The sequence below is a fragment of the Ensifer adhaerens genome (genome assembly GCF_013283195.1).
In the GTDB taxonomy this organism is placed as follows: Bacteria; Pseudomonadota; Alphaproteobacteria; order Rhizobiales; family Rhizobiaceae; genus Ensifer; species Ensifer adhaerens_G.
In genome coordinates, this window is the sequence record NZ_JABEKT010000004.1 from 98,513 (window position 1) to 120,190 (window position 21,678).

General features: G+C 62.0%; 19 protein-coding genes. 3 read left to right on the forward strand and 16 right to left on the reverse strand.

Going from position 1 to position 21,678, the window contains the following annotated elements; all coding sequences use genetic code 11:
- The first annotated feature begins 17 nt into the window (after window positions 1–17).
- Window positions 18–524: a GAF domain-containing protein gene (locus LPJGGPFB_RS27030; protein ID WP_173423026.1), complete on the forward strand. Its 507-nt coding sequence runs from the start codon at window positions 18–20 to the stop codon at window positions 522–524.
- Window positions 525–571: 47 nt separating this feature from the next.
- On the opposite strand, the gene LPJGGPFB_RS27035 is transcribed toward LPJGGPFB_RS27030, so the two are convergent.
- The 15 genes from LPJGGPFB_RS27035 to LPJGGPFB_RS27105 all read right to left on the reverse strand — a co-directional run bounded on the left by LPJGGPFB_RS27035 (window position 572) and on the right by LPJGGPFB_RS27105 (window position 18,799).
- The gene (locus LPJGGPFB_RS27035) at window positions 572–1,663 is read right to left on the reverse strand and encodes an ABC transporter ATP-binding protein (RefSeq protein ID WP_173423430.1); all 1,092 of its coding nucleotides are present in this window, start codon (window positions 1,661–1,663) and stop codon (window positions 572–574) included.
- Window positions 1,664–1,892: 229 nt separating this feature from the next.
- Window positions 1,893–3,347, reverse strand: a complete 1,455-nt coding sequence (locus LPJGGPFB_RS27040) for an ABC transporter substrate-binding protein (protein ID WP_173423027.1) — start codon at window positions 3,345–3,347, stop codon at window positions 1,893–1,895.
- A gap of 41 nt (window positions 3,348–3,388) precedes the next feature.
- Entirely contained in the window at window positions 3,389–4,417 is a 1,029-nt protein-coding gene (locus tag LPJGGPFB_RS27045; RefSeq protein ID WP_173423028.1) for a carbohydrate ABC transporter permease, read from the reverse strand.
- Window positions 4,414–5,292 carry a carbohydrate ABC transporter permease gene (locus tag LPJGGPFB_RS27050; protein WP_173423029.1) on the reverse strand — a complete coding sequence of 293 codons (879 nt, stop codon included), beginning with the start codon at window positions 5,290–5,292 and terminating at the stop codon, window positions 4,414–4,416. The genes LPJGGPFB_RS27045 and LPJGGPFB_RS27050 overlap by 4 nt, the downstream gene beginning before the upstream one ends.
- Complete coding sequence (gene rbsK / locus LPJGGPFB_RS27055) at window positions 5,289–6,221, reverse strand: ribokinase (RefSeq protein ID WP_173423030.1); 933 nt, start codon at window positions 6,219–6,221, stop codon at window positions 5,289–5,291. The genes LPJGGPFB_RS27050 and rbsK overlap by 4 nt, the downstream gene beginning before the upstream one ends.
- Before the next feature lie 121 nt (window positions 6,222–6,342).
- The gene (locus LPJGGPFB_RS27060) at window positions 6,343–6,798 is read right to left on the reverse strand and encodes an RbsD/FucU family protein (RefSeq protein WP_173423031.1); all 456 of its coding nucleotides are present in this window, start codon (window positions 6,796–6,798) and stop codon (window positions 6,343–6,345) included.
- Between the two features lie 154 nt (window positions 6,799–6,952).
- The gene (locus LPJGGPFB_RS27065) at window positions 6,953–9,337 is read right to left on the reverse strand and encodes an aldehyde dehydrogenase family protein (RefSeq protein WP_173423032.1); all 2,385 of its coding nucleotides are present in this window, start codon (window positions 9,335–9,337) and stop codon (window positions 6,953–6,955) included.
- 5 nt (window positions 9,338–9,342) lie between these two features.
- On the reverse strand, window positions 9,343–10,356 hold the full coding sequence (deoC, locus tag LPJGGPFB_RS27070) for a deoxyribose-phosphate aldolase (RefSeq protein ID WP_173423033.1): 1,014 nt from the start codon (window positions 10,354–10,356) through the stop codon (window positions 9,343–9,345).
- Window positions 10,357–10,536: 180 nt separating this feature from the next.
- The gene (locus tag LPJGGPFB_RS27075; RefSeq protein WP_173423034.1) at window positions 10,537–11,268 is read right to left on the reverse strand and encodes a DeoR family transcriptional regulator; all 732 of its coding nucleotides are present in this window, start codon (window positions 11,266–11,268) and stop codon (window positions 10,537–10,539) included.
- Window positions 11,269–11,492: 224 nt separating this feature from the next.
- Window positions 11,493–13,295, reverse strand: a complete 1,803-nt coding sequence (locus LPJGGPFB_RS27080; RefSeq protein ID WP_173423035.1) for an aminopeptidase P family protein — start codon at window positions 13,293–13,295, stop codon at window positions 11,493–11,495.
- 28 nt (window positions 13,296–13,323) lie between these two features.
- Window positions 13,324–14,337 (reverse strand): ABC transporter ATP-binding protein, encoded by a 1,014-nt coding sequence (locus LPJGGPFB_RS27085; RefSeq protein ID WP_173423036.1) that lies wholly within the window; start codon window positions 14,335–14,337, stop codon window positions 13,324–13,326.
- Entirely contained in the window at window positions 14,334–15,347 is a 1,014-nt protein-coding gene (locus LPJGGPFB_RS27090; RefSeq protein ID WP_173423037.1) for an ABC transporter ATP-binding protein, read from the reverse strand. Before LPJGGPFB_RS27090 ends, LPJGGPFB_RS27085 begins: the two co-directional genes overlap by 4 nt.
- Window position 15,348: 1 nt before the next feature.
- Window positions 15,349–16,218 carry an ABC transporter permease gene (locus LPJGGPFB_RS27095; protein WP_173423038.1) on the reverse strand — a complete coding sequence of 290 codons (870 nt, stop codon included), beginning with the start codon at window positions 16,216–16,218 and terminating at the stop codon, window positions 15,349–15,351.
- Window positions 16,215–17,156, reverse strand: coding sequence for an ABC transporter permease (locus tag LPJGGPFB_RS27100; protein WP_173423039.1), 942 nt, complete (start codon window positions 17,154–17,156; stop codon window positions 16,215–16,217). The genes LPJGGPFB_RS27095 and LPJGGPFB_RS27100 overlap by 4 nt, the downstream gene beginning before the upstream one ends.
- 65 nt (window positions 17,157–17,221) lie before the next feature.
- On the reverse strand, window positions 17,222–18,799 hold the full coding sequence (locus LPJGGPFB_RS27105) for an ABC transporter substrate-binding protein (protein ID WP_173423040.1): 1,578 nt from the start codon (window positions 18,797–18,799) through the stop codon (window positions 17,222–17,224).
- 221 nt (window positions 18,800–19,020) lie between these two features.
- Here LPJGGPFB_RS27105 and LPJGGPFB_RS27110 point away from each other — a divergent pair, with 221 nt between their 5' ends.
- Window positions 19,021–19,638 carry a helix-turn-helix domain-containing protein gene (locus LPJGGPFB_RS27110; RefSeq protein ID WP_173423041.1) on the forward strand — a complete coding sequence of 206 codons (618 nt, stop codon included), beginning with the start codon at window positions 19,021–19,023 and terminating at the stop codon, window positions 19,636–19,638.
- Between the two features lie 12 nt (window positions 19,639–19,650).
- Here LPJGGPFB_RS27110 and LPJGGPFB_RS27115 read toward each other — a convergent pair whose 3' ends face one another.
- Window positions 19,651–20,682 carry a trans-3-hydroxy-L-proline dehydratase gene (locus LPJGGPFB_RS27115; protein WP_173423042.1) on the reverse strand — a complete coding sequence of 344 codons (1,032 nt, stop codon included), beginning with the start codon at window positions 20,680–20,682 and terminating at the stop codon, window positions 19,651–19,653.
- Between the two features lie 287 nt (window positions 20,683–20,969).
- Here LPJGGPFB_RS27115 and LPJGGPFB_RS27120 point away from each other — a divergent pair, with 287 nt between their 5' ends.
- Window positions 20,970–21,635: a GntR family transcriptional regulator gene (locus LPJGGPFB_RS27120; protein WP_173423043.1), complete on the forward strand. Its 666-nt coding sequence runs from the start codon at window positions 20,970–20,972 to the stop codon at window positions 21,633–21,635.
- Window positions 21,636–21,678: the final 43 nt, after the last annotated feature.

Here is a 21,678-nt window from a genome sequence, read left to right on the forward strand (position 1 = left end):
CATCCCAAGGACATATGATGAACAGTGAACAGATCGCTGCCGCGTTGGCTGAATTCGACGCGGCGATTGCAAGGGAAACCGACGCGGACGCCATCTTGGGCGCACTGCAGACGCTTTGCCGCCAGGTGATCGGCGCCAAGCTCTTCACCACCATGACCGTCGATATGGTCAACGAAGTTGCCCGTCGCGCCTATACCTCGCACCCGGAAGAATACCCGACGTCCGGCACCAAGCCGATCCGCTATGACAGCTGGTTCGACATCGTGCACAAGGAGCATAAGACCTTCGTAGCCAACACCATCGTAGATATCTCGAAAGTGTTCGGCGATCACGAAACGATCTGGGCGCTGGGCTGCGGCTCTGTCGTCAACATCCCCGTGGTTGTCGGCGGCGAACTTCTCGGAACCGTCAACTGCCTCGACGTCGAACAGCATTACACGCCGGAGCGCGTTGCCCTATCGAAGCACCTGGAACTGCCTGCCAAGCTGGCGTTTCTTGCCGCAGCCCGCGCGGCCAAGATCTGATTTATCGAGGCCGGGGGCATCGATCGCCTCCGGCCTCGACCTTTGCGTCAACGACCGATCGCCATCCCGGTCTGCTTCAGGAAGAAGTGCATTTTCTGCGCTTCGATCGGCACCTCGATCGTATCGTCCGGCCTGACAGGCGACGCCGCATGTATCTGCCCAGTGAAGGTGGCTTGTCCCACCCTTCCGAGCGCCAGCGTATGGGGACCCAGCGGCTCGATATCGCGCACCTGTAGCGTCAGCCTTGGCGCATCGGTTTCCGACGACATCGTATGCTCCGGGCGAATGCCGAGCACGACGGCCTGACCGACAAAAGCGTTCAGCTTGTTGGCGCGAGCATCCGGGACCTTGACCGCGACACCACCATCCGCCCTGAACCAGAGCCCGCCATCACCGCGCTCGAGCAGTCCCTCAACGAAATTCATGCTCGGCGCACCGATGAAAGCGGCGACGAACAGATTGCTCGGCGCCTCGTAGAGCGTGATCGGATCGGCCGCCTGCTCGATGCGTCCCTGGTTCATGACGACAACCCGGTCCGCCATCGTCATGGCCTCGACCTGATCGTGGGTGACGTAGACCGCTGTGGTCTGAAGCCTGCGGTGTAACAGTTTGATTTCCGTGCGCATTTCAATGCGCAGTTTGGCGTCGAGGTTCGACAGCGGTTCGTCGAACAGGAAGACATCCGGTTGGCGGACAATCGCGCGGCCGATCGCGACGCGCTGGCGCTGACCACCGGACAGAGCGCTCGGCTTGCGGCTGAGGTAAGCGCCAAGGTTGAGAATGCGGGCCGCCTCGGCGACCGATTTTTCGATATCGGCCTTGGACGTGCCCCGCACCTTCATGCCGTAACCGATATTCTCCGCCACCGTCATATGCGGGTAGAGCGCGTAGTTCTGGAACACCATCGAACAGTTGCGCAGGCCCGGGCGCAAGTCGGTGACATCACGTTCACCGATCCGGACCGTGCCCGAAGAAGCCGTCTCAAGGCCCGCAATCATGCGCAGGGTGGTCGTCTTGCCGCAACCGGATGGCCCGACGAGCACGACGAACTCCCGGTCGGCAATTTCGAGATCGAGCGGCGGGATAACGGTGACGCTACCGAAGGACTTGGTGATTTGCTCCAACCGGACCTGGGACATGCTGACGCCTTTTCTCATGACGGTAGCCGGCGCGAAAGCGGCCGGGATGCTGCATAATTCCGCAAATCGACATCGATTTGAGCAATTATCCAGCAGGTTTCAAGCGCTACAGCGCCTCGGGCGCGTGATAGCTGACGCATTGCGCTGTCGTGTATCTGCGGCCAGTGTGACCCGGCCGCAGGGACCGCGAAGCTCGCCCCGATCGTTTCGGGGCGAGCACTCGATCATCTCACTTCTGTGGCAGGCCCATCGATGCGCGATAGGCAGCGAGCTGCTTGTCGCGACCGAACTCGTCCGTCAGCTGGTTCCACTGCTCAGCGACGCTGTCGAGCGCCTGTTGCGGCGTGACTTCTCCGGCAAGCGCCTTGGAGAGTTCGATCTCAAGCACTTCCGTGTAGGAGAAATAGCCGGGCAGGCGCATGTCGAGGGCGATGTTCTTCGCGGTGACCGCATCCTTCTGCGCCCCCAGATACTCCTTGGCTTCACGCTCGGAGAAGATCTTCGACCAGAGGTCGAGATTGGTCGTGTGCGAGATGCGATAGGGATTGACGCCTGTGCCACCGGTGATCGCCGCCTGGCCGGAAACGGCAGGGCTCGACAGATACTGGATGTAGTTCCAGGCCGCTTCCTGCTTGGTCGACGATGCGGGCACCGCCGCCTGCCAGCCACCGAAGGCCATGAACGAGGTCTGGACGACGTGGTCGAACTTGTCCCACTTCTTGGTCTTGTAGTTCCAGATCTCGTCCGATCCCGGCAACGGTGCCGAGCCGACACTGCCTGCAACCTTCGACTGCTTCGGATCGGCGCCGATAACGCCGGTATCGCCCCAGCCGATCGATTCCGCCACCTGGCCGCCGGCAAAGGCGGCATTCACTTCACCAAAGGAGAAGTTGAGTGCGTTCGGCGGCGCAAGTTTCGACGCGCGAATGTACTCCTCGAGGCCACGAACCCAGCCCGGATTGTTGACCTGCGCATCCATCGTGTCCGGATCGAAGAACATGCCACCCGGATTGTCGGGATGGCTGGTGTAGCCGGCGACGTGACTGAACAGGAACCAGAACTGCTGACCGCCGCGACGGAAGGCTTCCGCCGTGCCCCACAGGTTGTTGGTCGGCTGGTTGAAGTACTCGGCAATGTCGAGATACTGCTTCCAGGTCTTCGGCGGCGCGAGATCGTAGCCGTACTTGTCCTTGAAGGCCTTCTGGTTGTCGGCGTTTTCGAACAGGTCGATGCGGTAGCTGTAGGTATGGGCGTCACCGTCCATCGTCTGCGACAGGATCTTGCCGTTCCAGACCATCAACTGCTCGCGATAGACCGGCGCGATATCCTCCCAGTCGGCGCCCTTCTGCATGTCAGCCGGCATTTCCGACAGGAAATCGGTAAAGTCCGGCGCCCAGGCCGGCGCAAAGGCGATGACGTCGAAGGCATCTTCACCCGATGTCAGGGACGTGACGATTTTCGGGTAGAGTTCCGACCACGGAAACTCGACGACCTTCACCTTGCCGCAGGTCTTTTCCTCCCACCCCTTGGCCGCAAGTTGCAGCGCGGACGCGATATAGGGCCCGGTCTGCGTGGTCGCCGTCAGTTCGACGCCGGAATAGTCGGGGTCGCATGCGAGTGCCGTGCCAGTGCTTGCCATGGCAAGAACACCCAGCGACGCTGATGTCAGTAGCAGTTTCCTCATTCTTTCCTCCCTTGAATGAATTGTTGCCGAAAAACAGGTCGTTATTTGATCGCCCCCAGCAGCAGACCGGAGCGCATGAGCCGACTGAGAAGCACGGCCATGACCATCATCGGAATGATCGCCACCAGCGCGGCGGCGGAGATTGCCCACCATTCGTCGCCGCGCTGGCTGTTCTGGCCGGCAACGAGGATCGGCAGCGTCTGCCATCTCGAATTGGTCAGGAACAGCGCGAAAAGGAACTCGTTCCACACGAAGGCAAGCGTGATCATGAATGTTGCGATCAACCCCGGCTTCGACATCGGCAGCACGATGCCGAAGAAGATGCGCCATGTGGGAACGTTGTCGACCATGGCGGCCTCTTCGACCTCGACAGGCAGGGCCTCGAAGAAGTCGCGCATCAGCCAGATGACGATAGGCAGCGAGAAGGCGATGTAGGCAAAGGTCAGGCCGATGTAGCTGTCGACCAGCTTGAAGCCGAGCTTGCCCATCTCGGTGTACATCAAGTAGAGCGCGAAGGCGGCCACGATCGGCGGGAACATGCGCTGGCTCACGAACCAGAAGACGATGTCGTTGTTGCCGAGCTCAGGCCCCGGTAACCGGAAGCGGCTGGAGAGCACCGCCAGTGCCAGCGCGGCGATAAAGGCATAGATCAGCGATATCCCCTGCCCGAAGCCGAGAACATTGCGACCAAGCAGGAAGCCGCCGAAGGCGACAACGATGAAGATCAATGCGGACAACAGTCGGAAGCGGAAGGTGAAACGCACCAGCGCATAGGCGGCCATCGCACCGATGCCCGTCGCGAGAACCGATGCCGAAAGGCCGATGATCGTCGAGGCCAGGAACGTGTTGAAGAACTGGCCCCGCTGGCCGGACAAAAGCTCGCGCCATGCCGTCAGGCTCGGCTCGAAATCGACGAAAGGCAGGTAGGTCGGGCCGCCGACCACGGCGATCGGTGTCTTGAACGATGTGATCAGGACCCAATAGAGCGGAAAGAACGTGATGGCGAGCCAGACAAGGCAGCCGCCAAGCGCGATCCATCGCCGTTTTCCCTTGAGAGTGCGCACGCTCATTTGTGCTTCTCCAGATACGGCTTGAGGATGGCGAGATAGACGAGGCCGATCACCGTGATGACGATCAGGAACAGGAACGACAATGCGGAGGTGTAGCCGAGGTTGAACTTCTTGAAGCCCTCCTGATAGGCAAAGAGCGTCAGCGTCTCGGTCGAGATCCCAGGTCCACCGCCCGTCATCACGAAGACGGTATCGATAATCTTGTAGCTTTCGATCAGCCGGATGAAGACGACGGCGACGGAGATCGGCAGCAGCATCGGAAAGGTAATGTCGCGGAACTGTTGCCAGGGCGTGGCATTCTCCAACGCGGCCGCCTCGTAAACATCATCTGGCAGTGTCTGCAACCCGGCCAGCAGCATCAGAATGACAAACGGTGTCCATTGCCAGACTTCGACGGCGATGATCGAGCCGAGCGCCCAGCTCGTCTGCGTCAGGAACGGCAGATTGGGAAAGCCCAGAGCGCTCATCAGTTCGTTGAGCGGACCCATTGTCGGGTTAAGCACCTGTCGGGCAATCAGCGCCACGGCGACGGGCGCAACCAGCATCGGCAGGAGAAAGCTGACGCGAAAGAGGCCCTCGCCCGGCACCCGGGAATTGAGCGCAAGCGCCACGGAAAGGCCGATCACATATTGCAGGCCGACGGAGATGAAGGCGATCAACGTCGTCGTCCCGGCCACGTGCCAGAAGCGTGGATTCTGCAAAAGATCCGCATAATTGCTGAAGCCGACGAAACGCGCCGGCATTGGCGGCACCAGACGCATGCTCATGAAGCTTGTGGTCAGCGAATAGACCAGAGGAAAGATGGAAATCAACAGAACGATGATCAGGGCCGGCCAGATGAAGAAGTGCTTGATCGGGTCGTTGCGCGTCGTCATGCGGCCGCCCCTTGCGCCAGGAGAGCCTCGATCTCCGCAAGCGTCGGCATGGCAGGGGCCGTGCCGCGACGGGTGACCGAGATCCCGGCGGTAGCACAGCCGAACCGCGCGGCATCCGCTGGCGCGAGCCCCCGCGCCAAGGCTGCTGAAAACCCGCCGACGAAAGCATCGCCCGCGCCGGTCGTGTCGATAACCGGGCCGCTTGCCATCGCCGGGACGAATACGGACTGGCTCTGATTGTGGAGAAGAACGCCTCTTTCGCCGAGGGTGATTAGCGCTGACTTTGCGCCCTTCTTCAGAAGCGCGTCACCCGCCCGCCGCGCATCGTCTGCCGTGGCAAGAGAAAATCCCACCAGCGCCGCCGCTTCGGTCTCGTTCGGCACGATGTAATCGCAAAGCGGATAGATCGCATCCGGGAAGGGCTCTGCCGGCGCCGGGTTGAAGACGGTGACCACGCCTGCCGCATGTGCGATTTCCAATGCTCGCTGGGCGGCGGCCGCCGGCTGCTCAAGTTGCGTCACGAAGATGCGCGATGCTTCGATCGTATCCCGCGCTGCCTCGACATCGTCGATGCCGATCGAGCCGGCTGCACCGGGATAGACGATGATGGCGTTCTCGCCATTCTGATCGTTGACGTAGATGAAAGCCGCGCCGGTCGGCAGGTCGTCCATCTGGACGATCTTCGGAGTCACGCCCGCCTCGGCATAGGTGCGAAGCGCCATATCTCCAAAGGTATCGCGTCCGATTTTCGAGATGAAGGACACCGGACTGCCGGCACGTGCCGCCGCGACCGCCTGGTTCGATCCCTTGCCGCCGGGCCCGACCGAGAAGCCGCTTCCGGTAATCGTTTCGCCGACAACCGGCATGCGCCGCGCCAGATAGGCCGTATCGGCCACGAAGATCCCGAGGATCGAAACACCAACCTTCATTCCTGCCTCCCCTGGTCACGCCGCTGCCAAAGGCGAAGCGGCGATCCAAGATAAATTTCACGCGTTCAAGATGTTATGACGACCAGCTCACAGAGCCGATGCGCAGACTAACGTTTGTCAGCTAGGCATTTTCAGGCGGAATGACGCCCTTGGTGAAAAGGAAGCAGCCATAAAAGCGCGTCTCGCCGGTGGTAATGACGCAATAGGCCTTCTTGGCTTGTTCATAGAAGGCGAAGCGTTCGATGCCGTACATCGGCGCGGGTTTGCCCTCGGCACGATCAATTTCGGCCTGGACTTCCTGCTGCACGCCAGGAATTTCCGTCGGCGCACCCATGATCTCCATGCGGCCTGCCGATGGCTGCAGCGGCGTGTCGAGCGGAAGCACCGACAGAACCGCCTTCACGGCGCGCGCTGCAGAGACATTGTCGATCCGCAAAAGTTTGCCGAGTGTGGTCTGCCTGGCAATCGCATCGGACGGGAAATTGGTATCGGAAATGACCAGCGTGTCACCGTGCCCCATGGAGCGAAGCGCGTGCAAAACATCGGCGTTGAGTGCCGGGTCCAGATTCTTCAGCATAGACAACCCTCCTCCAGACGCCGGCTCGCATGCTTTCGAGTGGCGCGAAACTCGGTGACGCGCTGTCGGCGCCACCTCTCCCAAATCTATCCTTGCAATGTTGCAGTCGCTGCATTCCCGGGTCGGCTCCCCCCGGCCCCGGGATCTGGATTCCTTACTCGCCGTAAGGGATCCAGATGTTCTTCACGTCCGTCGCGCGGCGCAGATAGGCTTGCCCTTCTGCTGCGAAGCGATCGAACCAATCGGTCGCCTTGCCATAGTCGACGAAAGTCCGCTTCAAATTGCCAGCCGAAAGCTTCTCGACCACGGTCGAAAGCTCCTGCGTGCCGAAGGCCCAGAGCGCATCGACGTCGTTGTGGCTTGCCAGCGTCTTTGCCAGTTCCATCGCCGAACCGGTGACGATATTGACGACACCTGCCGGAACGTCGGACGTTTCGAGGATCGAATAGAAGTCGGTGGCTGCCAGCGGATGCTGTTCGCTCGGTACCGCGACGACGCGGTTGCCGGTGGCAATCAACGGCGCCACCAGGCTGATGAAGCCGAGCAGCGGCGCTTCCGTCGGGCAGATGACGCCGACGACGCCGATCGCTTCGGGCATCGCGAGTGCGACGCCGCGCAACGGCGGCTGATGGACCACGCCTTCGTACTTGTCAGCCCAGGCGCCGTAGCTGAAAAGCCTGGATATCGACGCCTCGACCTCGGCCTTCGCACCGGCTGCCGATACGCCGGTCATCGCGGAAATGCGGTTGGCAAACTCATCGGCCCGGCCGCTAAGGTTCTCGGCGATGTAGTAGAGGATCTGCGCCCGATTGTGCGATGTCGCCGACGCCCAGCCGGAAGCCGCATGCGCAGCAACCACGGCGTTGCGGATATCCTTGCGGTTGCCCTCTCCGACTTCACCGATGACCTTGCCCTTGGGCGAAAGCACGGGACGCGAATAGTTGCCGTCAGGGCGCGCTTGCTTGCCGCCAATGAAAAGCTTCGCTGTGCGATCGAGCGACGGAGCGGCGAAATCGCCGGCAGCCTGCTTCAAGACCGGTTCGGCTGGCGCTGCGCGCAGCTTGCGGCCCGCCCACGCCTTGGGCTTCAGATACTCGTAGCAGCCTTCGCGGCCGCCCTCGCGGCCGAAGCCGGATTCGCGCTTGCCGCCGAAACCAGCCGCAGCATCGAACAGATTGGTGGCATTCACCCAGACGACGCCCGCTGCGAGCTTGGCAGCGACATTGAGCGCCAGACCGATCGTCTCGCTCCACACACTTGCCGCCAGACCGTAGCGGGAATGATTGGCGAGCTGGATCGCCTCCTCCGGGGTACGGAAGGTCATCGAGACTGCGACGGGACCAAAGATCTCCTCCGTCGCGACAATCGACGTCGGCTGCACATTGGTGAGCAAGGTCGGCGGGTAGAAGCTGCCGCCCTTGGGCAGCTCGATCTTCGGCTGGTGGAGCTTGGCGCCTTCGGCCACGCCCTTGGCGACCAGGCTCTCGATGCGCTGCAATTGAACCGGCGCGACGATCGCCGCCATGTCGATTGCCTTGTCGAGCGGATGGCCAACGCGCAGGCTGTGCATGCGCCGCGTCAGGCGTTCGTAGAAGAGAGGTGCAACACCTTCCTGCACCAGCAGCCGCGAGCCGGCGCAGCAGACCTGGCCCTGGTTGAACCAGATCGCATCGACCACGCCTTCAACGGCGCCATCGATGTCGGCATCGTCAAAGACGATGAACGGCGACTTGCCGCCGAGTTCGAGCGTCAGCGACTTGCCGGTGCCAGCCGTCTTCTCGCGGATCAGGCGGCCGACTTCGGTCGAGCCGGTAAAGGCGATCTTGTCGATGTCGGAATGCTCGACGATCAGCGCACCGGTTTCGCCTTCGCCGGTCACGACGTTCAGCACGCCCGCCGGCAGGCCGGCGGCAGCGGCGAGCTCTGCGAAAAGCAGAGCCGTCAGCGGCGTGAACTCGGCAGGCTTGAGGATGACGGCGTTGCCCAGCGCCAAGGCCGGGGCGACTTTCCAGGCAAGCATCAGGAACGGGAAATTCCATGGGATGACCTGGCCGACGACACCGACCGGCACCTGGTCGGCAAACTCGGTTTCCTGCAGCTGTGCCCAGCCGGCATGATGGTAGAAGTGACGCGCGGCCAGCGGAACGTCGATATCACGCGTTTCGCGGACCGGCTTGCCGTTGTCGATCGCCTCGACCACCGCGATCAGGCGCGCATGGCGCTGGATGGTGCGGGCAAGGGCATAGAGGTGGCGGGCGCGGGCATGGCCCGGCAACTTGGCCCAGGAGCCTTGCGCCTTTCGGGCAGCAGCGACGGCGTCATCCACGTCCTTGGCACTGCCAAGCGCCACCTTCGCCAGCAGCGCACCGGTCGCGGGCTCGAAGGTCTCGAACGTCTTGCCGGACGACGGCGCGACAAAAGCACCGTTGATGAAGTGGCCGAACTCACCCTTGTGACGCGCCAGCCATTGGCGGGCCTCGGTGTCGGCTTCCGGTGCGGGACCATAGGACATTTCGTCAAAATACCTTGCGACTGTCATCGGGATCATCCAATCGGGTGTCGGTTGAGGGCCGAGTAGGCGCCGGTCACGTGATGCTCAAGCTGGCGCTCGATGTCGCCGAGCAGGCTCGATGCACCGATGCGGAACAGATCCGGCTCCAGCCACTCGCGACCGAGTTCGTCCTTCATCAGGAATTGGTAGTTCAGGATATCCTTGGCGGCGGAAATGCCGCCCGCAGGCTTGTACCCAACCTTGATGCCGGTGCGTTCCTGATAGGCGCGGATCATGCGCAGCATCACCAAGGTCACCAAAAGGGTGGCGTTGACGCCCTCCTTGCCGGTCGAGGTCTTGATGAAATCGGCGCCGGCCATCATGCAGACGAGCGAGGCACGCGCCACGTTGCGCAGCGTCTTGAGATCGCCGGTCGCCAGGATCGCCTTGACATGCGCATCGCCGCAGGCGGCGCGGAAATCGCGCATCTCGTCATAGAGCGCCTGCCAGTTGCCGGTCAGAACATGTTCACGGGTGATGACGATATCGATTTCCTTGGCGCCATCGGCAACCGAAGCCTCGATCTCGCGAAGCTTGACGTCGTGCGGAATGAGACCGGCGGGAAAGCCGGTGGAAACGGCAGCGACCGGAATGCCGGAACCTTCAAGCGCCTCGACTGCGGTCGAAACGAAACGGTGGTAGACGCAGACGGCACCGGTGGTGATGTCGCGATTGCCCATGCCAAGTGCATCGAGAATGTCCTGGCGCACCGGCTGGCGCGCCTTGGCGCAGAGCCGCTTGACGCGCTCCGCCGTATCGTCGCCGTTGAGCGTCGTCAGGTCGATGCAGGTTACGGCCTTCAAAAGCCATGCGGCCTGCGCGTCCTTCTTCACGGTCCGGCGACCTGGCAGCGTCGCAACGCGCCGCTCGGCGGCCGACAGATTGACGCGCTGGTCGACCACCCAACCGAGATCGAGCTCCGTGCCGTCGTTGCGCGGCCAGTTGTGGCCGGAAGCCACAGGCGCCACGGTTTTCGCGGCCACATTCTTCACAGCAAGGTCTTCCAAGCGATTGCTCCTCGAACTCCCTGACATCGCAGCACGATACCACGGCTATTATCCGCGTCGGCGGCGATTCTCATTTTGTTATTTTTCTATCGTAATTTTGTTAGCATTCCATCAGATGTGGAATGTGTCAAGCGCCACGATCGCGTTTCGATGGAATCCTACCATTTTCCTGGCGAAGCGTCAGATCGCCGGAAAGACTGCGTCGCCGTCTTCGGTGATCACCGAGCGAAAGACGTTCATCGGCGCAAAGAACGCCGGTTTCAGCTTGCCGATCTTGCTCAGGTCGACAACGAGATGGCTTTCGCGCGCAAGCGAGATCACCTTCTGCTTCACCGCCACCTCGTGAAAATGCACACAGGTTGCGCCACGCCCTGGGTCCACCCCCGCAGCCGAAAGAAATGCGACATTGATCCCAAGTGAATCGAGCGTTTCGAGCCCCGAATTTCCCGAAAACGACGCCGAGGCCGGATGATAGACACCACCGAGCATGACGATGCGCACATTGGGCTTCCGCGTCAGCCTGTCCGCGACATTCAGCGAGTAACATACTGCAGTAATTGAATAACTATCCGGAATGAGATCGACGAGGTATTCGAGAGTCGTACCGCAATCGATGAAGATGGTTTCGTCCGGACGGATGTGTTGGGCCGCATGGATACAGGCTTCGCGCTTTGCCATTGCATGACTGTCGGCTTCCCGCGCCAACTCATACGGCATATCACCATCCATCTCGCCCGCCGGCACAATGTGGCCGCCCAGGAAGGTGAATTGCCCCGGATTGTCGGCGACGTCCCGCCGAACCGTCATCTCAGAGACCCCGAGCAAGGCTGCGGCATCGCGCAGATGAAGAACGCGACGGCCCGACAGCGCGTCGGCGAGTTGAATGATGCGGGATGTCTTGCGGCTGGCCATGATCGTTCCGTGTGTCCGGTCGTCCGAGCCAATGCATTGTATGCTGAAAGGGTCGAACAATATTTGTGACAATTATCACAAATGGTCGCTATTAGGCAAGTAACTTCACACGACCCGGCGAAAGCGGACGACGGAGGTCGCATCGCAAGCCTCCGTCGTCCATATCTTCAAATTGAGAACGCAAAGGGCGGCAGATCCATTGCCCGCCGCCGCAACTCGTCCGGCTAATTGCCGATCGGTGCTGTCCTTGCAGCCAGCCAGGCAGCCGTGGCGGGATCGAGCACCCCTTGCAGGGTCTTGGCAACGCGCCAATGATAGGCGTCGATCCACTGCCTTTCGGTTTCGCTCATGAGCTTGATATCTGCGAGCCGGAGATCGATCGGCACCAGCGTCAGGCTGCGAAAGCTCATGAAACCGTCGCCATCGTCGATCACTTCCACCTGATTCTCGATTCGGATGCCGTATTCTCCGGCCTTGTAGTAGCCGGGCTCGATGGTCGTCACCATGCCCGGCCGCAATTCAACCTCGTTGACGCGGCGGTCGAAGCGTTGGGGCTGCTCATGCACCGACAGGAAATGACCAACGCCGTGACCGGTGCCGTGATCGTAGTCCAGTCCGAGATCCCAAAGCGGACGGCGTGCGAAGGCGTCGAGTTGATGGCCGTAGGTGCCTTTCGGAAATTTGAGCGAAACCATGGAAATCAGGCCCTTGAGGACTGCCGTATAGGCGCGGCGGATGTCATCACGGACCGGCCCGATCGCTGTCGTGCGCGTCGCATCCGTGGTTCCGGTGAAATACTGCCCCCCGGAATCGAGCAGATAGATGCCACGAGAGGTGATCGGCGCATCGCTCTTCGTGGTTGCCGCATAATGGCACATGGCAGCGTGGCCACCGGCAGCCGAGATCGAGCGGAAACTCGGCTCGACGAAGGTTGCCTCCATCCGGCGGAAGGCGAGGATGCGATCCTCCGCCTCCAGTTCGGTTATCGGCCGTCCTTCCTCCTCCCGCGCGGCCGCGTTGGCCTCCAGCCAGGCGAAGAACCTGATCCACGCGGCGCCATCATGGCGATGGCAATCGCGAAAGCCCTGGAGTTCAACGGGGTTCTTCAGCATCTTGGCGAGCGTGATCGGGCTGCGCAAAAGGCGGACATTGCCGCCGGCCTCGCGTGTCGCGTGGGCAACTGCCGACGGAGCGAAGCCGGGATCGACGAGCGCCACCCGCCCGGCGGTCGCCGCGCGAACCCTGTCGAGCAACAGGTCAGGCTCGGACATCGTGACGCCTTCAAGTTCGAAGTCTGTGAGATCGTTCGGCAGCTTGCGGTGATCGACCAGCCATTCGACCCGGCCCTCCCTGTCGGCGATCATGAAGGACTGCGGCATCGGGTTGAATGCCACATCCCGGCCGCGAACATTCAGGAACCAGGCGATATTGTCGGGCTGCGCCTCGATCAAGACATCGGCGCCCTGCTCCGCCAACATCTGGCCGATGCGGCGCTTCTTGTCGGCGACGCTTTCGCCGGCATACTCACGCGACAGCGCGATCACATTGCCAAGCGGCCGTTCGGGCTGGTCCGACCAGATCGCGTCGACGAGATCGTCGGTCACGGCAACCCATTCGGCACCGGCAGCGGCAACGGATTGGCCGCAATCGATATCCCAGGTGGGCGGTAACAGCATGGAATTGAAACCGACGCGTTCGCCCTTGCGGAGGTTCTTCCGCAGCCAGTCCTTCAGCGGTGCATCGTAGAAATGCTCGATGGCGAAGCAGTCGACATCGATCTCTTCGCGCACCTGAACCTGATAGCGACCATCGACAAAGATGGCGGCCCGGTCGCGCATGACGATTGCGACGCCGGCCGATCCGGTGAAGCCGGTCACGAAGGCGAGCCTGTTGTCATGGGGCGCACAATATTCGCCCTGATGTTCGTCGAACCGGGGGATGACGTAGCCGTCGAGCCCCTGCTCGTCGAGTTTGCGCCGCAGGGCCGCGATCCGGCTGGAGGCGCTCGGCGTGTCTTTCGATGTCATATGGTCTTTTCCTATTCGATAATGGTCTTCACGCGCCGCCGATCGTCTCGGCGAAGTGACAGGCAGTCATGCCGTGGCCAACCGGCCGCAGCGCCGGCTTTTCCTGGCGGCAACGCTCCGCGGCATGCGGGCAGCGGACGTGGAAAGGGCAGCCCGGTGGAATGTCGAGCGGGCTCGGCAATTCGCCGGAGAGCGCCGGCGCCCTGCGTCGCGCCGTCGGATCGAGCGAAGGGGCTGCGGCCAACAACGCTTGCGAATAGGGGTGCATCGGCCTGGAAAAGAGCGCCTCCGACGGGCCGACCTCGACGATAGCACCGAGATAGATCACCGCGACACGATGGGAGACGTGGCGCACCAGCCTGAGGTCATGGGCAACGAACAGCACCGTCAGCCCCAGACTGTCCTGCAGCTCCAACAGCAGGTTGACGACCTGCGCCTGGACGGAAACGTCGAGCGCGGACACCAGCTCGTCGGCGACAAGGCAGGTCGGCTCCAGCGAAAGCGCCCGCGCGATACCGATACGCTGTCGCTGGCCGCCGGAGAACTCGTGCGGATACTTGTCCGCGGCGCCATCGGGCAGCCGCACCAGATCAAGCAACTCGTCGACGCGGCGATCGATGCCGGCGCCTTCGCGCATGCGGTGAACCGTGATCGCTTCCCGGAGCGTGTCGCGCACCGTCATGCGCGGATTGAGCGACGTATAGGGATCCTGGAACATCATCTGGACGCGCTTGTTGTAGCCGCGTCGCCTTGCGCCCTTGAGGTCGATGACACTTTCGCCTTCGAAGCGGATATCGCCCGACGTCGGCCGGTTGAGGCCGGCTATGCAGCGCGCGAGCGTCGACTTGCCGCAACCGGACTCACCGACAATCCCCAGCGTTTCGGCCGGCATTACGTCGAGGTCGACGCCGTTCAGGGCCGAGACGACCTGACGCGGCCGGCCGGCCAACGTGTCCGACAGCGAACGGCGCTTTTCAAAGCGCATGAAGAGATCGCGGATCGCAAGCAGCGGCGTGGCCGCCTGATGGATCGATTGGCTCATTGCGCCGCCTCCCGCGCGCTGAAATGAATGAGGGCTTGCTCGCGGTGATGGCAGGCGACCTGACGGTTTTTCCCGGCAGTGCCGAGGTTCGGCCGGACATCGCGGCATTCCGGCCCGGCGACGGGACAGCGCGCCGTAAATGCGCAACCGGCCGGCAAGGCGTTGAGCGACGGCGGCGCACCAGGGATCGAATAGAGCAGCGTGCGCGGCGCGACGTCGCGCGGGATCGAGCGCAGAAGCCCGAGCGAATAGGGATGCCGGGCATCACCGATGACGTCGGCCGTCGGTCCCGTCTCGCAGAGACGGCCTCCATACATCACCGCCACCCGGTCGCAGGTCTCGGCTACCACGCCCATGTCGTGGGTAACGAGGATCACCGCCATGCCGAGGTCGCGGCTAAGCGCCTGGATAAGCCGCAGGATCTGGTCCTGTATGGTCACATCGAGCGCCGTCGTCGGCTCGTCGGCGAGCAGCAGTTGCGGGTTGGAGGCAAGGGCAATCGCGATCATCACCCGTTGCCGCATGCCGCCGGAAAACTCGTGCGGATAATCACCGAGCCGATCGCGCGCCGCAGGAATGCCGACCATGTCGAGCAGTTCGACAGCACGTGCCTTCCTTGCTTTCGCATCCAGATCCGTATGGGCGGCAAGGTTCTCCGATATCTGCAAACCAACGGTCAGGAGCGGGTTCAGCGACGACATCGGCTCCTGAAAGATCATCGCGATCTCGCGTCCGCGCACCCGTCGCAGCGCCGCCTCGTCGAGCGGCACCAGGTCCCTGCCCTTCCAGAGAATTTCGCCTTTGACACGCCCCCTTGGCCTGACGATGCCGAGGATCGAGCGCAAAGTGATGCTCTTGCCCGAACCGGATTCGCCGACGAGCCCGAGGATCTCGCCTGCCTTCACTTGAAACGACACATCGTCGACGGCAACCAGCGGGCGCTCGGTCAGGCCGAACTCTGTGCGCAGGCGCCTGATGTCCAGAACCGTTTCTTTCTCAATCTGGCTCATGTCAGCGGCCTTTCGGTCGAAGCAGATCGGCAAGCGCATCGCCGACGAGGCTGAAGCCGAGGCCGGTGAGCACAATGGCAATGCCGGGCATCAGGCTCATCCACCACGCCGTCAGCAGGAAGTTGCGCCCTTCGGCAATCAACACGCCCCATTCGGCAGCCGGCGGCTGCGCGCCGAGGCCGAGATAGCCGAGCGACGAGCCGAGGAGGATGGCAAGTGCCATGTCCGTCATCCAGTAGACGATGATCGGCGAGATCGCGTTGGGAAGGAGGTGCCGGAAGATGATGCGCCGGTCGGAATAGCCGAGCACGCGGCCGGCTGCGGCATAGTCGTTGGATTTCTGCGCCATGATCTCGGCACGGGTCAGGCGGGCATAGTAGACCCAGTTCACCGCCGTGATCGCGACATACATATTGATGAGGCCGGGCCCGAGCACCGCGACGATGGCGATGACCAGCACCAGGAAGGGAAAGGTGATGATCGCATCGACGCAGCGGCCGAAGATGGTGTCGGCGATACCGCCGTAATAGCCAACGAAGGCGCCAACCGTGACCCCGATCAGCAAAGCGAAGATCGTGGCGAAGAACGCCATCTGCATGTCGACGCGATAGGCCCAGATGACGCGCGAGAGCACGTCGCGTCCGAAATTGTCGGTGCCGAAGGGATGGGCAAGGCTCGGCCCCTGCTGGATGGCGCTGAGGTCGAAGGCGAGCGGATCATAGGGAGCCAGCAACTGCGGGAACAGCGCCAGCGCGATCGACAACGCGAGGATGGCGAAACCGATGACGAAGGACGGCCGCGAGAAGGCCCGGCCGATGAAGGCATTGACGCGGCTCGCCTTGCGGCTGGGAGATTGCAGGACGATGCTCATGATTGGCGAAGCCTCGGATCGAGCCAGGACTGCACGATGTCCGTCAGCAGGAAGACGACGGAGACGAGCACGGCGAAGGTAAGGGTCAGCCCCTGGATCAGCGGGTAGTCCCGCGCGAAAATCGCCTCCAGCATCAGCCGTCCGACGCCCGGGACGGCAAAGACGGTCTCGGTGACCAGCGTTCCGCTCATCAGGTTGCCGATGGAAAGGCCGAGCAGCGTCACGGTCGAGACCAGGGCGTTGCGCAGCACATGCCGCGTCATGACGATGTGCGGCGAAAGTCCCTTGGCACGGGCGAACTGCACGTAGTCGGCATCGAGCACCTCGATCAGCGAGGCCCTGAGATTGCGCAGGATGATGGCCGAGGTGTAGAGCGCGACGCTGAGCGCCGGCAGCATCAGATGGTGAAGATTGTCGAGGAAACTCGTCCCGTAACCGCCGACAGGAAACCAGCGCAGCTGGGCTGCCAGCACCGTCAGCAGCACGAGGCCAATGTAAAAGACCGGCATCGACAGCCCCACCTGGAAGACGCTACGGATGGTAACGTCAAGGGCGCTGTTGACCCGTGCGGCGGCAAGAAACGCCAGCGGACCCGCAAGACAGATCGCTAACAGCACCGAATACAGCGCCAGGAAGATTGTGGTCGGCAACCGTGTGAGGATGATCTCCGTGACCGGTGCCTTCAGCATGATCGAACGGCCGAGATCGCCGGTCAGCGTGTTCGTGACGAAAAGCAGAAACTGGATCGGCAGCGGCTGGTCTAGACCGAGGTTGTGGCGGATTTGCTCGAGCTGCGCGTCCGTTGCCTTGGCCTCGGCCATGGCAATCGCCGGATCCCCGGGCAGCAAGCGAACAAACAGGAAAATGAAGATCATGACCAGAAGAAAGGTCGGGATAATCTGCAGCAACCGAGCCATTAGGTAGGAAAGCGAGGGCATGGATTGAACCTTGTGAACGATGTCGGACGGTCTTCACCGCCCGACATCCTGAATTCAGGCAGTCGTCACTTGGCCCGCCAGGCCTCGGAGAAGTCATTCGCACCGAGAGGCGTCTGCACATAGCCTTCGACCGACTTCGAGACTGCGACAGCGAAGGGCGTTTCGAACAGGAAGAGCAGCGGCGCCCCGTCCGCATAGATCTCCTGCATCTTCTTGTATTCGTCCTTACGCTTGGCCGGATCGACCTCAACGTTCGACTTCTCGAACAGCGCGTTGAACTCTTCGTTGTTCCAGCCGGTGCCAACGGCCTGACGCTGCTTGTAGTAACCGAGCCAGCCGGTCACCTGCGCCGGATCGTTGACGTCGTTCGCCCAACCATAGGTATGGATATCGAAGTCGCCGGACCGGTTCTTCTCGCCGCGGGTGGGATTGTCGACCTGCTCGACCTTGAGGTTGACGCCGAGCGGCGACCACATCTGCTGGAGAGCGGTGAACAGCGTCGCATCATCGGCGCTGCCGGCAAGCGTGGTAAACGTCACCTCGAAGCCGCCGCCAAGACCGGCCTCCTCAAGCAATTGCTTGGCCTTTTCCGGATTGTAGGGGTAGAGCGGCTCCGGGCCATAGTGAAGCTGGGTAGCGGCCGACATGAGCGACGTCATCGGCTTGCCGGTGTCGAAGGTGACGAGCTTGATCAGCACATTCTTGTCGGTGGCGTAGTTCAGCGCCTGGCGCACCTTGGCGTCGGCAAGCGGGTTCTTGGAGCCGTCCTTACGGGTCTCGCGCGTATTGATCGGCGCATAGACGATGCGGGTCGACGGAAAGAGTTCCATCTTCAGCGCCGGATCGGCACCGAGCTCACCCACACGGGCGAAGGGAATGAATTCCGCCGCATCGACTTCGCCGGCCTGAAGCTTGAGAATGCGGGTGGCATCGTCAGGAATGATGACGAAATCGACCTGGTCAAGATAGGGCAGCGGCTTGCCGTCCGTGCCGGGGCGCCAGTAATTGGGATTGCGCTCGAAGGTCATGCTTGAGCCCTGCACCCGGCTCTTCATGGTGAAGGGGCCCGAGGTCACCGGGCCTGCCTCGAAGAAGGCGCGCGCCTTTTCCTGATCGTTGGCGCCAGCCGCCTTCTCGAAGGCCGCCTTGGGCATGATGCCGGTGTTGAACGTTGCAAGAATAGAGACGATGGTCGGGTCCGGGTTCTTGAGCGTCAGCGTCACCTGGTTGCCATCGGCGGAAGCCTTGTCGACGGCACCAAGCAGGCCGGCCCAGGGGCCAAGCTCGGGATTGCGGGCCCGGTCGAGCGAGAAGACCACATCGGCGCCCGTCAAAGCAGAGCCGTCGGAGAATTTTAGTCCATCGCGCAGCTTGAGCTTGATCGAAAGCCCGTCTGCGGCAACGTCGTAGCCCTCAGCCAATCCGGGCACGATCGAGCCGTCAGGGCCGTTGCGCAGCAGAGTTTCGTAGAGACCGGTAACCATCCAGAGATCAGGATTGCGATCGGCGTAGACCGGGTCGATGACGGTGGAATCGTCGTAGCGCGCAAAAGTCATGGCGCCGCCACGCTCGATGGCGAGCGCCGATGTGGCCGCAGCCAGCCCAAGTGCGGCACCCAGTAAGATCGGCAACAAACGTTTCATCTCTCACTCCTCCTGTTTGATCGCCCGGCCATTGCCGGAACACGCCTCCGGCTAATTGGATATTGGATCCAATTTTTTCGAACGTTTTTCTTTGCGTCCGGATTGTCGCGAAGGCATTCTTGTTGTTCCCCTTTATAAGCCGGCCAGCAGCGGAGCTTGCATAGTCGACTTTAGTCGGACTAAAGTACAACAACAGACGCGAGTCAAGCGGAAAGAAAATCATGCCTCTCGATACCGATGAGGCGCCAGTAGCAGATGCCGGCGCCCCTATTACCGACATGCCCGCGGCCGCAACGATCGGCCAGATGCTGCGGGCCCGCCGCAAGGAAATCGGCAAGACGATGAAGCAGGTCGCGCGCGAAGCCGGGCTGACCGAGGGCTTCATCAGCCAGATCGAACGCGGCATTTCCACACCGTCGCTGATCTCGCTCTACAATGTCGCCAATGCGCTCGGCACCAGCGTCGACACGTTCCTGTCGCAGCCGCCGCAGCACGCCCATTCCATGGTGTCGCATGCCGGCGAACGCCGCGGCTACAATGTCGAGACGAAGGAGCGGGTCTATGAACTGCTTGAACGCGGCTTTCCGGGCGCGCAGCTTAACGGCTGCATAACCCATATGCCGGTCGGCTACGCGTCCGAACTGACCAGCCACGAAGGCGAGGATTTCCTCTATCTGATCGAGGGGGAAATGCTCTACGAGATCGACGGCAAGGAATATGTGTTGAAGGCTGGCGACACCCTCCACTTCCCCTCATCGTTGCCGCATCGCGCCCGCAACATCGGCGCGGGGCCGGCCCGCGAACTCTGGGTCGGCACCACGCGCATCATTGCTGAATAGACGTCGGCTGGCCTACTGTTTGCGCGGCCAGGTATCGGCAAGCCGGTAGCCTGACGGCCACGGATCGGCCGGATCCAGCATCACTTGGTGCGTGCCGGTGACCCAGGCACGCCCGGAGATTTCCGGGATGATGGCCGGGCGACCGCCGACCGTCGCATCTGCCACGATACGGCAATCGAACGTCGAATCGATGATCGAGTGGCCGACAAAACGCTGCCCCACCTTCATCTGCCCGCGCGCGTGCAGCACCGCCATGCGCGCCGAGCAGCCGGTGCCGGTTGGCGAACGGTCAAGCTTGGCCGGCTGGATCACCACCGTGTTGCGGCCATGCAGGACGCCGTCGCGTTCCTCGACCGGCAGCGTCAGCTGGCAGAACGAGATATGCGCCCATTCCGGGTTTTCCGGATGCGTGAAGCCAAGTTGCTCATTGGCCGCCCGCGTGATCTTGATGCCGGTTTCGGCCAGTTCGCGCGCTTCGTCCGGCGTCACTGAAAAACCGAGTGTGCGCGCATCGGTGATGACGAAGCTGTCGCCGCCATAGGCGGTGTCGACCGTGAGCGTGCCGAGCCCCTCAACCTCGATCTTCGCGTCGAGCTTGCCGGCAAAGGAAGGAACGTTGGTGACGGTGATGCGCTCTGCCTTGCCGTTGCGGCAGGTGGCGACGACATCGACCAATCCGCCAGGCGCCTCCAGCACCATTCTCGTCTCGGGCTCCTGCATCGGCACGATGCCGCTGTCGAGCAGCACGGTCGAAACGCAGATCGAGTTGGAACCGGACATCGGCGGGGTGTCCTCCGGTTCCATGATGATGAAGCCCATGGTCGCGCGCGGATCCTTCGGTGGCACCAGCAGGTTGATGTGGCGGAAGACGCCGCCGCGTGGCTCGTTGAGCACGAAATTGCGCAGGGTCTGATCTTCGGCAATGAAGCGTCGTTGCTCCCACAGCGTCTTGCCCGGCGGCGGCGCCACGCCGCCGACGATAACATCGCCGACTTCGCCTTCCGCATGGCAGGAAACAATATGAATGACCTTGCTGCTGCGCATTTTTCGCCTCCACGCGATGCATGCGGACCGCATCCACATGCCTATGCCTTGATATCTATACATCGACGCGCGGGAGAAGGGATCTCCCGCGGCGACTGAAGAGCCGCTACCGCCGACGCGCCAACAGTCATAGAAATATTGGATCCAATATACAATGTGAAATATACGAAATTTTCGCGGTTGCCTCGGCCTCTGTTGCCCGTCCGCAGGAATGGACCTATGACCGGAAGGACGGCGGGCTCCGCACTGCCATAGCCAGAGACACAAGCTACCGGGAACTGGACGCGATGAAACTCGATGCCGTTGATATCAGGCAAGCCGCTTCCGCCGCCGATATCGTCTACGAGGCATTGCGCAAGGCGATCATCGAAGGCGCGCTCGCCGAAGGGGAGAACCTGCGGCAGGACCAGATCGCGCAGATGTTCAACACCAGCCGTATCCCGGTACGAGAAGCGCTGTCGCGCCTTGAGCAGCACGGGTTGATTACCACGCAGCGCTACAAGGGCGCCGTCGTCGCCGGTCTTTCCATCGAGGAGATCGAGGAGATCTTCGAGTTTCGCGCCCTGCTCGAAGCCGAGGTCATCCGGCTCGCCGTTCCCAATCTGGATCGAAAGACGCTCGACCTTGCCCGCAGGCACTGTGACGAGTTTGGCAAAGAATCCGATTCGGCCAAGTGGGGCGAAACCAACCGTAATTTCCACTACAGCCTCTATGAGGCCGCGCGCCGGCCCTACTACCTACAGATCGTGCGCGCCTCGCTCGACCGCATCGATCGCTATCTGCGCGCCCAGCTGACGTTGACGGACGGCATGAAGCGCGCGGCGCGCGAGCATGAGGCGATCTTCGACGCCTGTGCCAAGGGGGATGCCGATCTGGCCTCCGCGCTGACGCGCGATCATATCCTCGACGCCGGACGTTCGCTCGTCGTTTTCCTGAGGGAACAGAGAGGTTAAGCGCCTCCTCGAAGGGTCGCGGCCATCTGGGAACGAGTTGTTC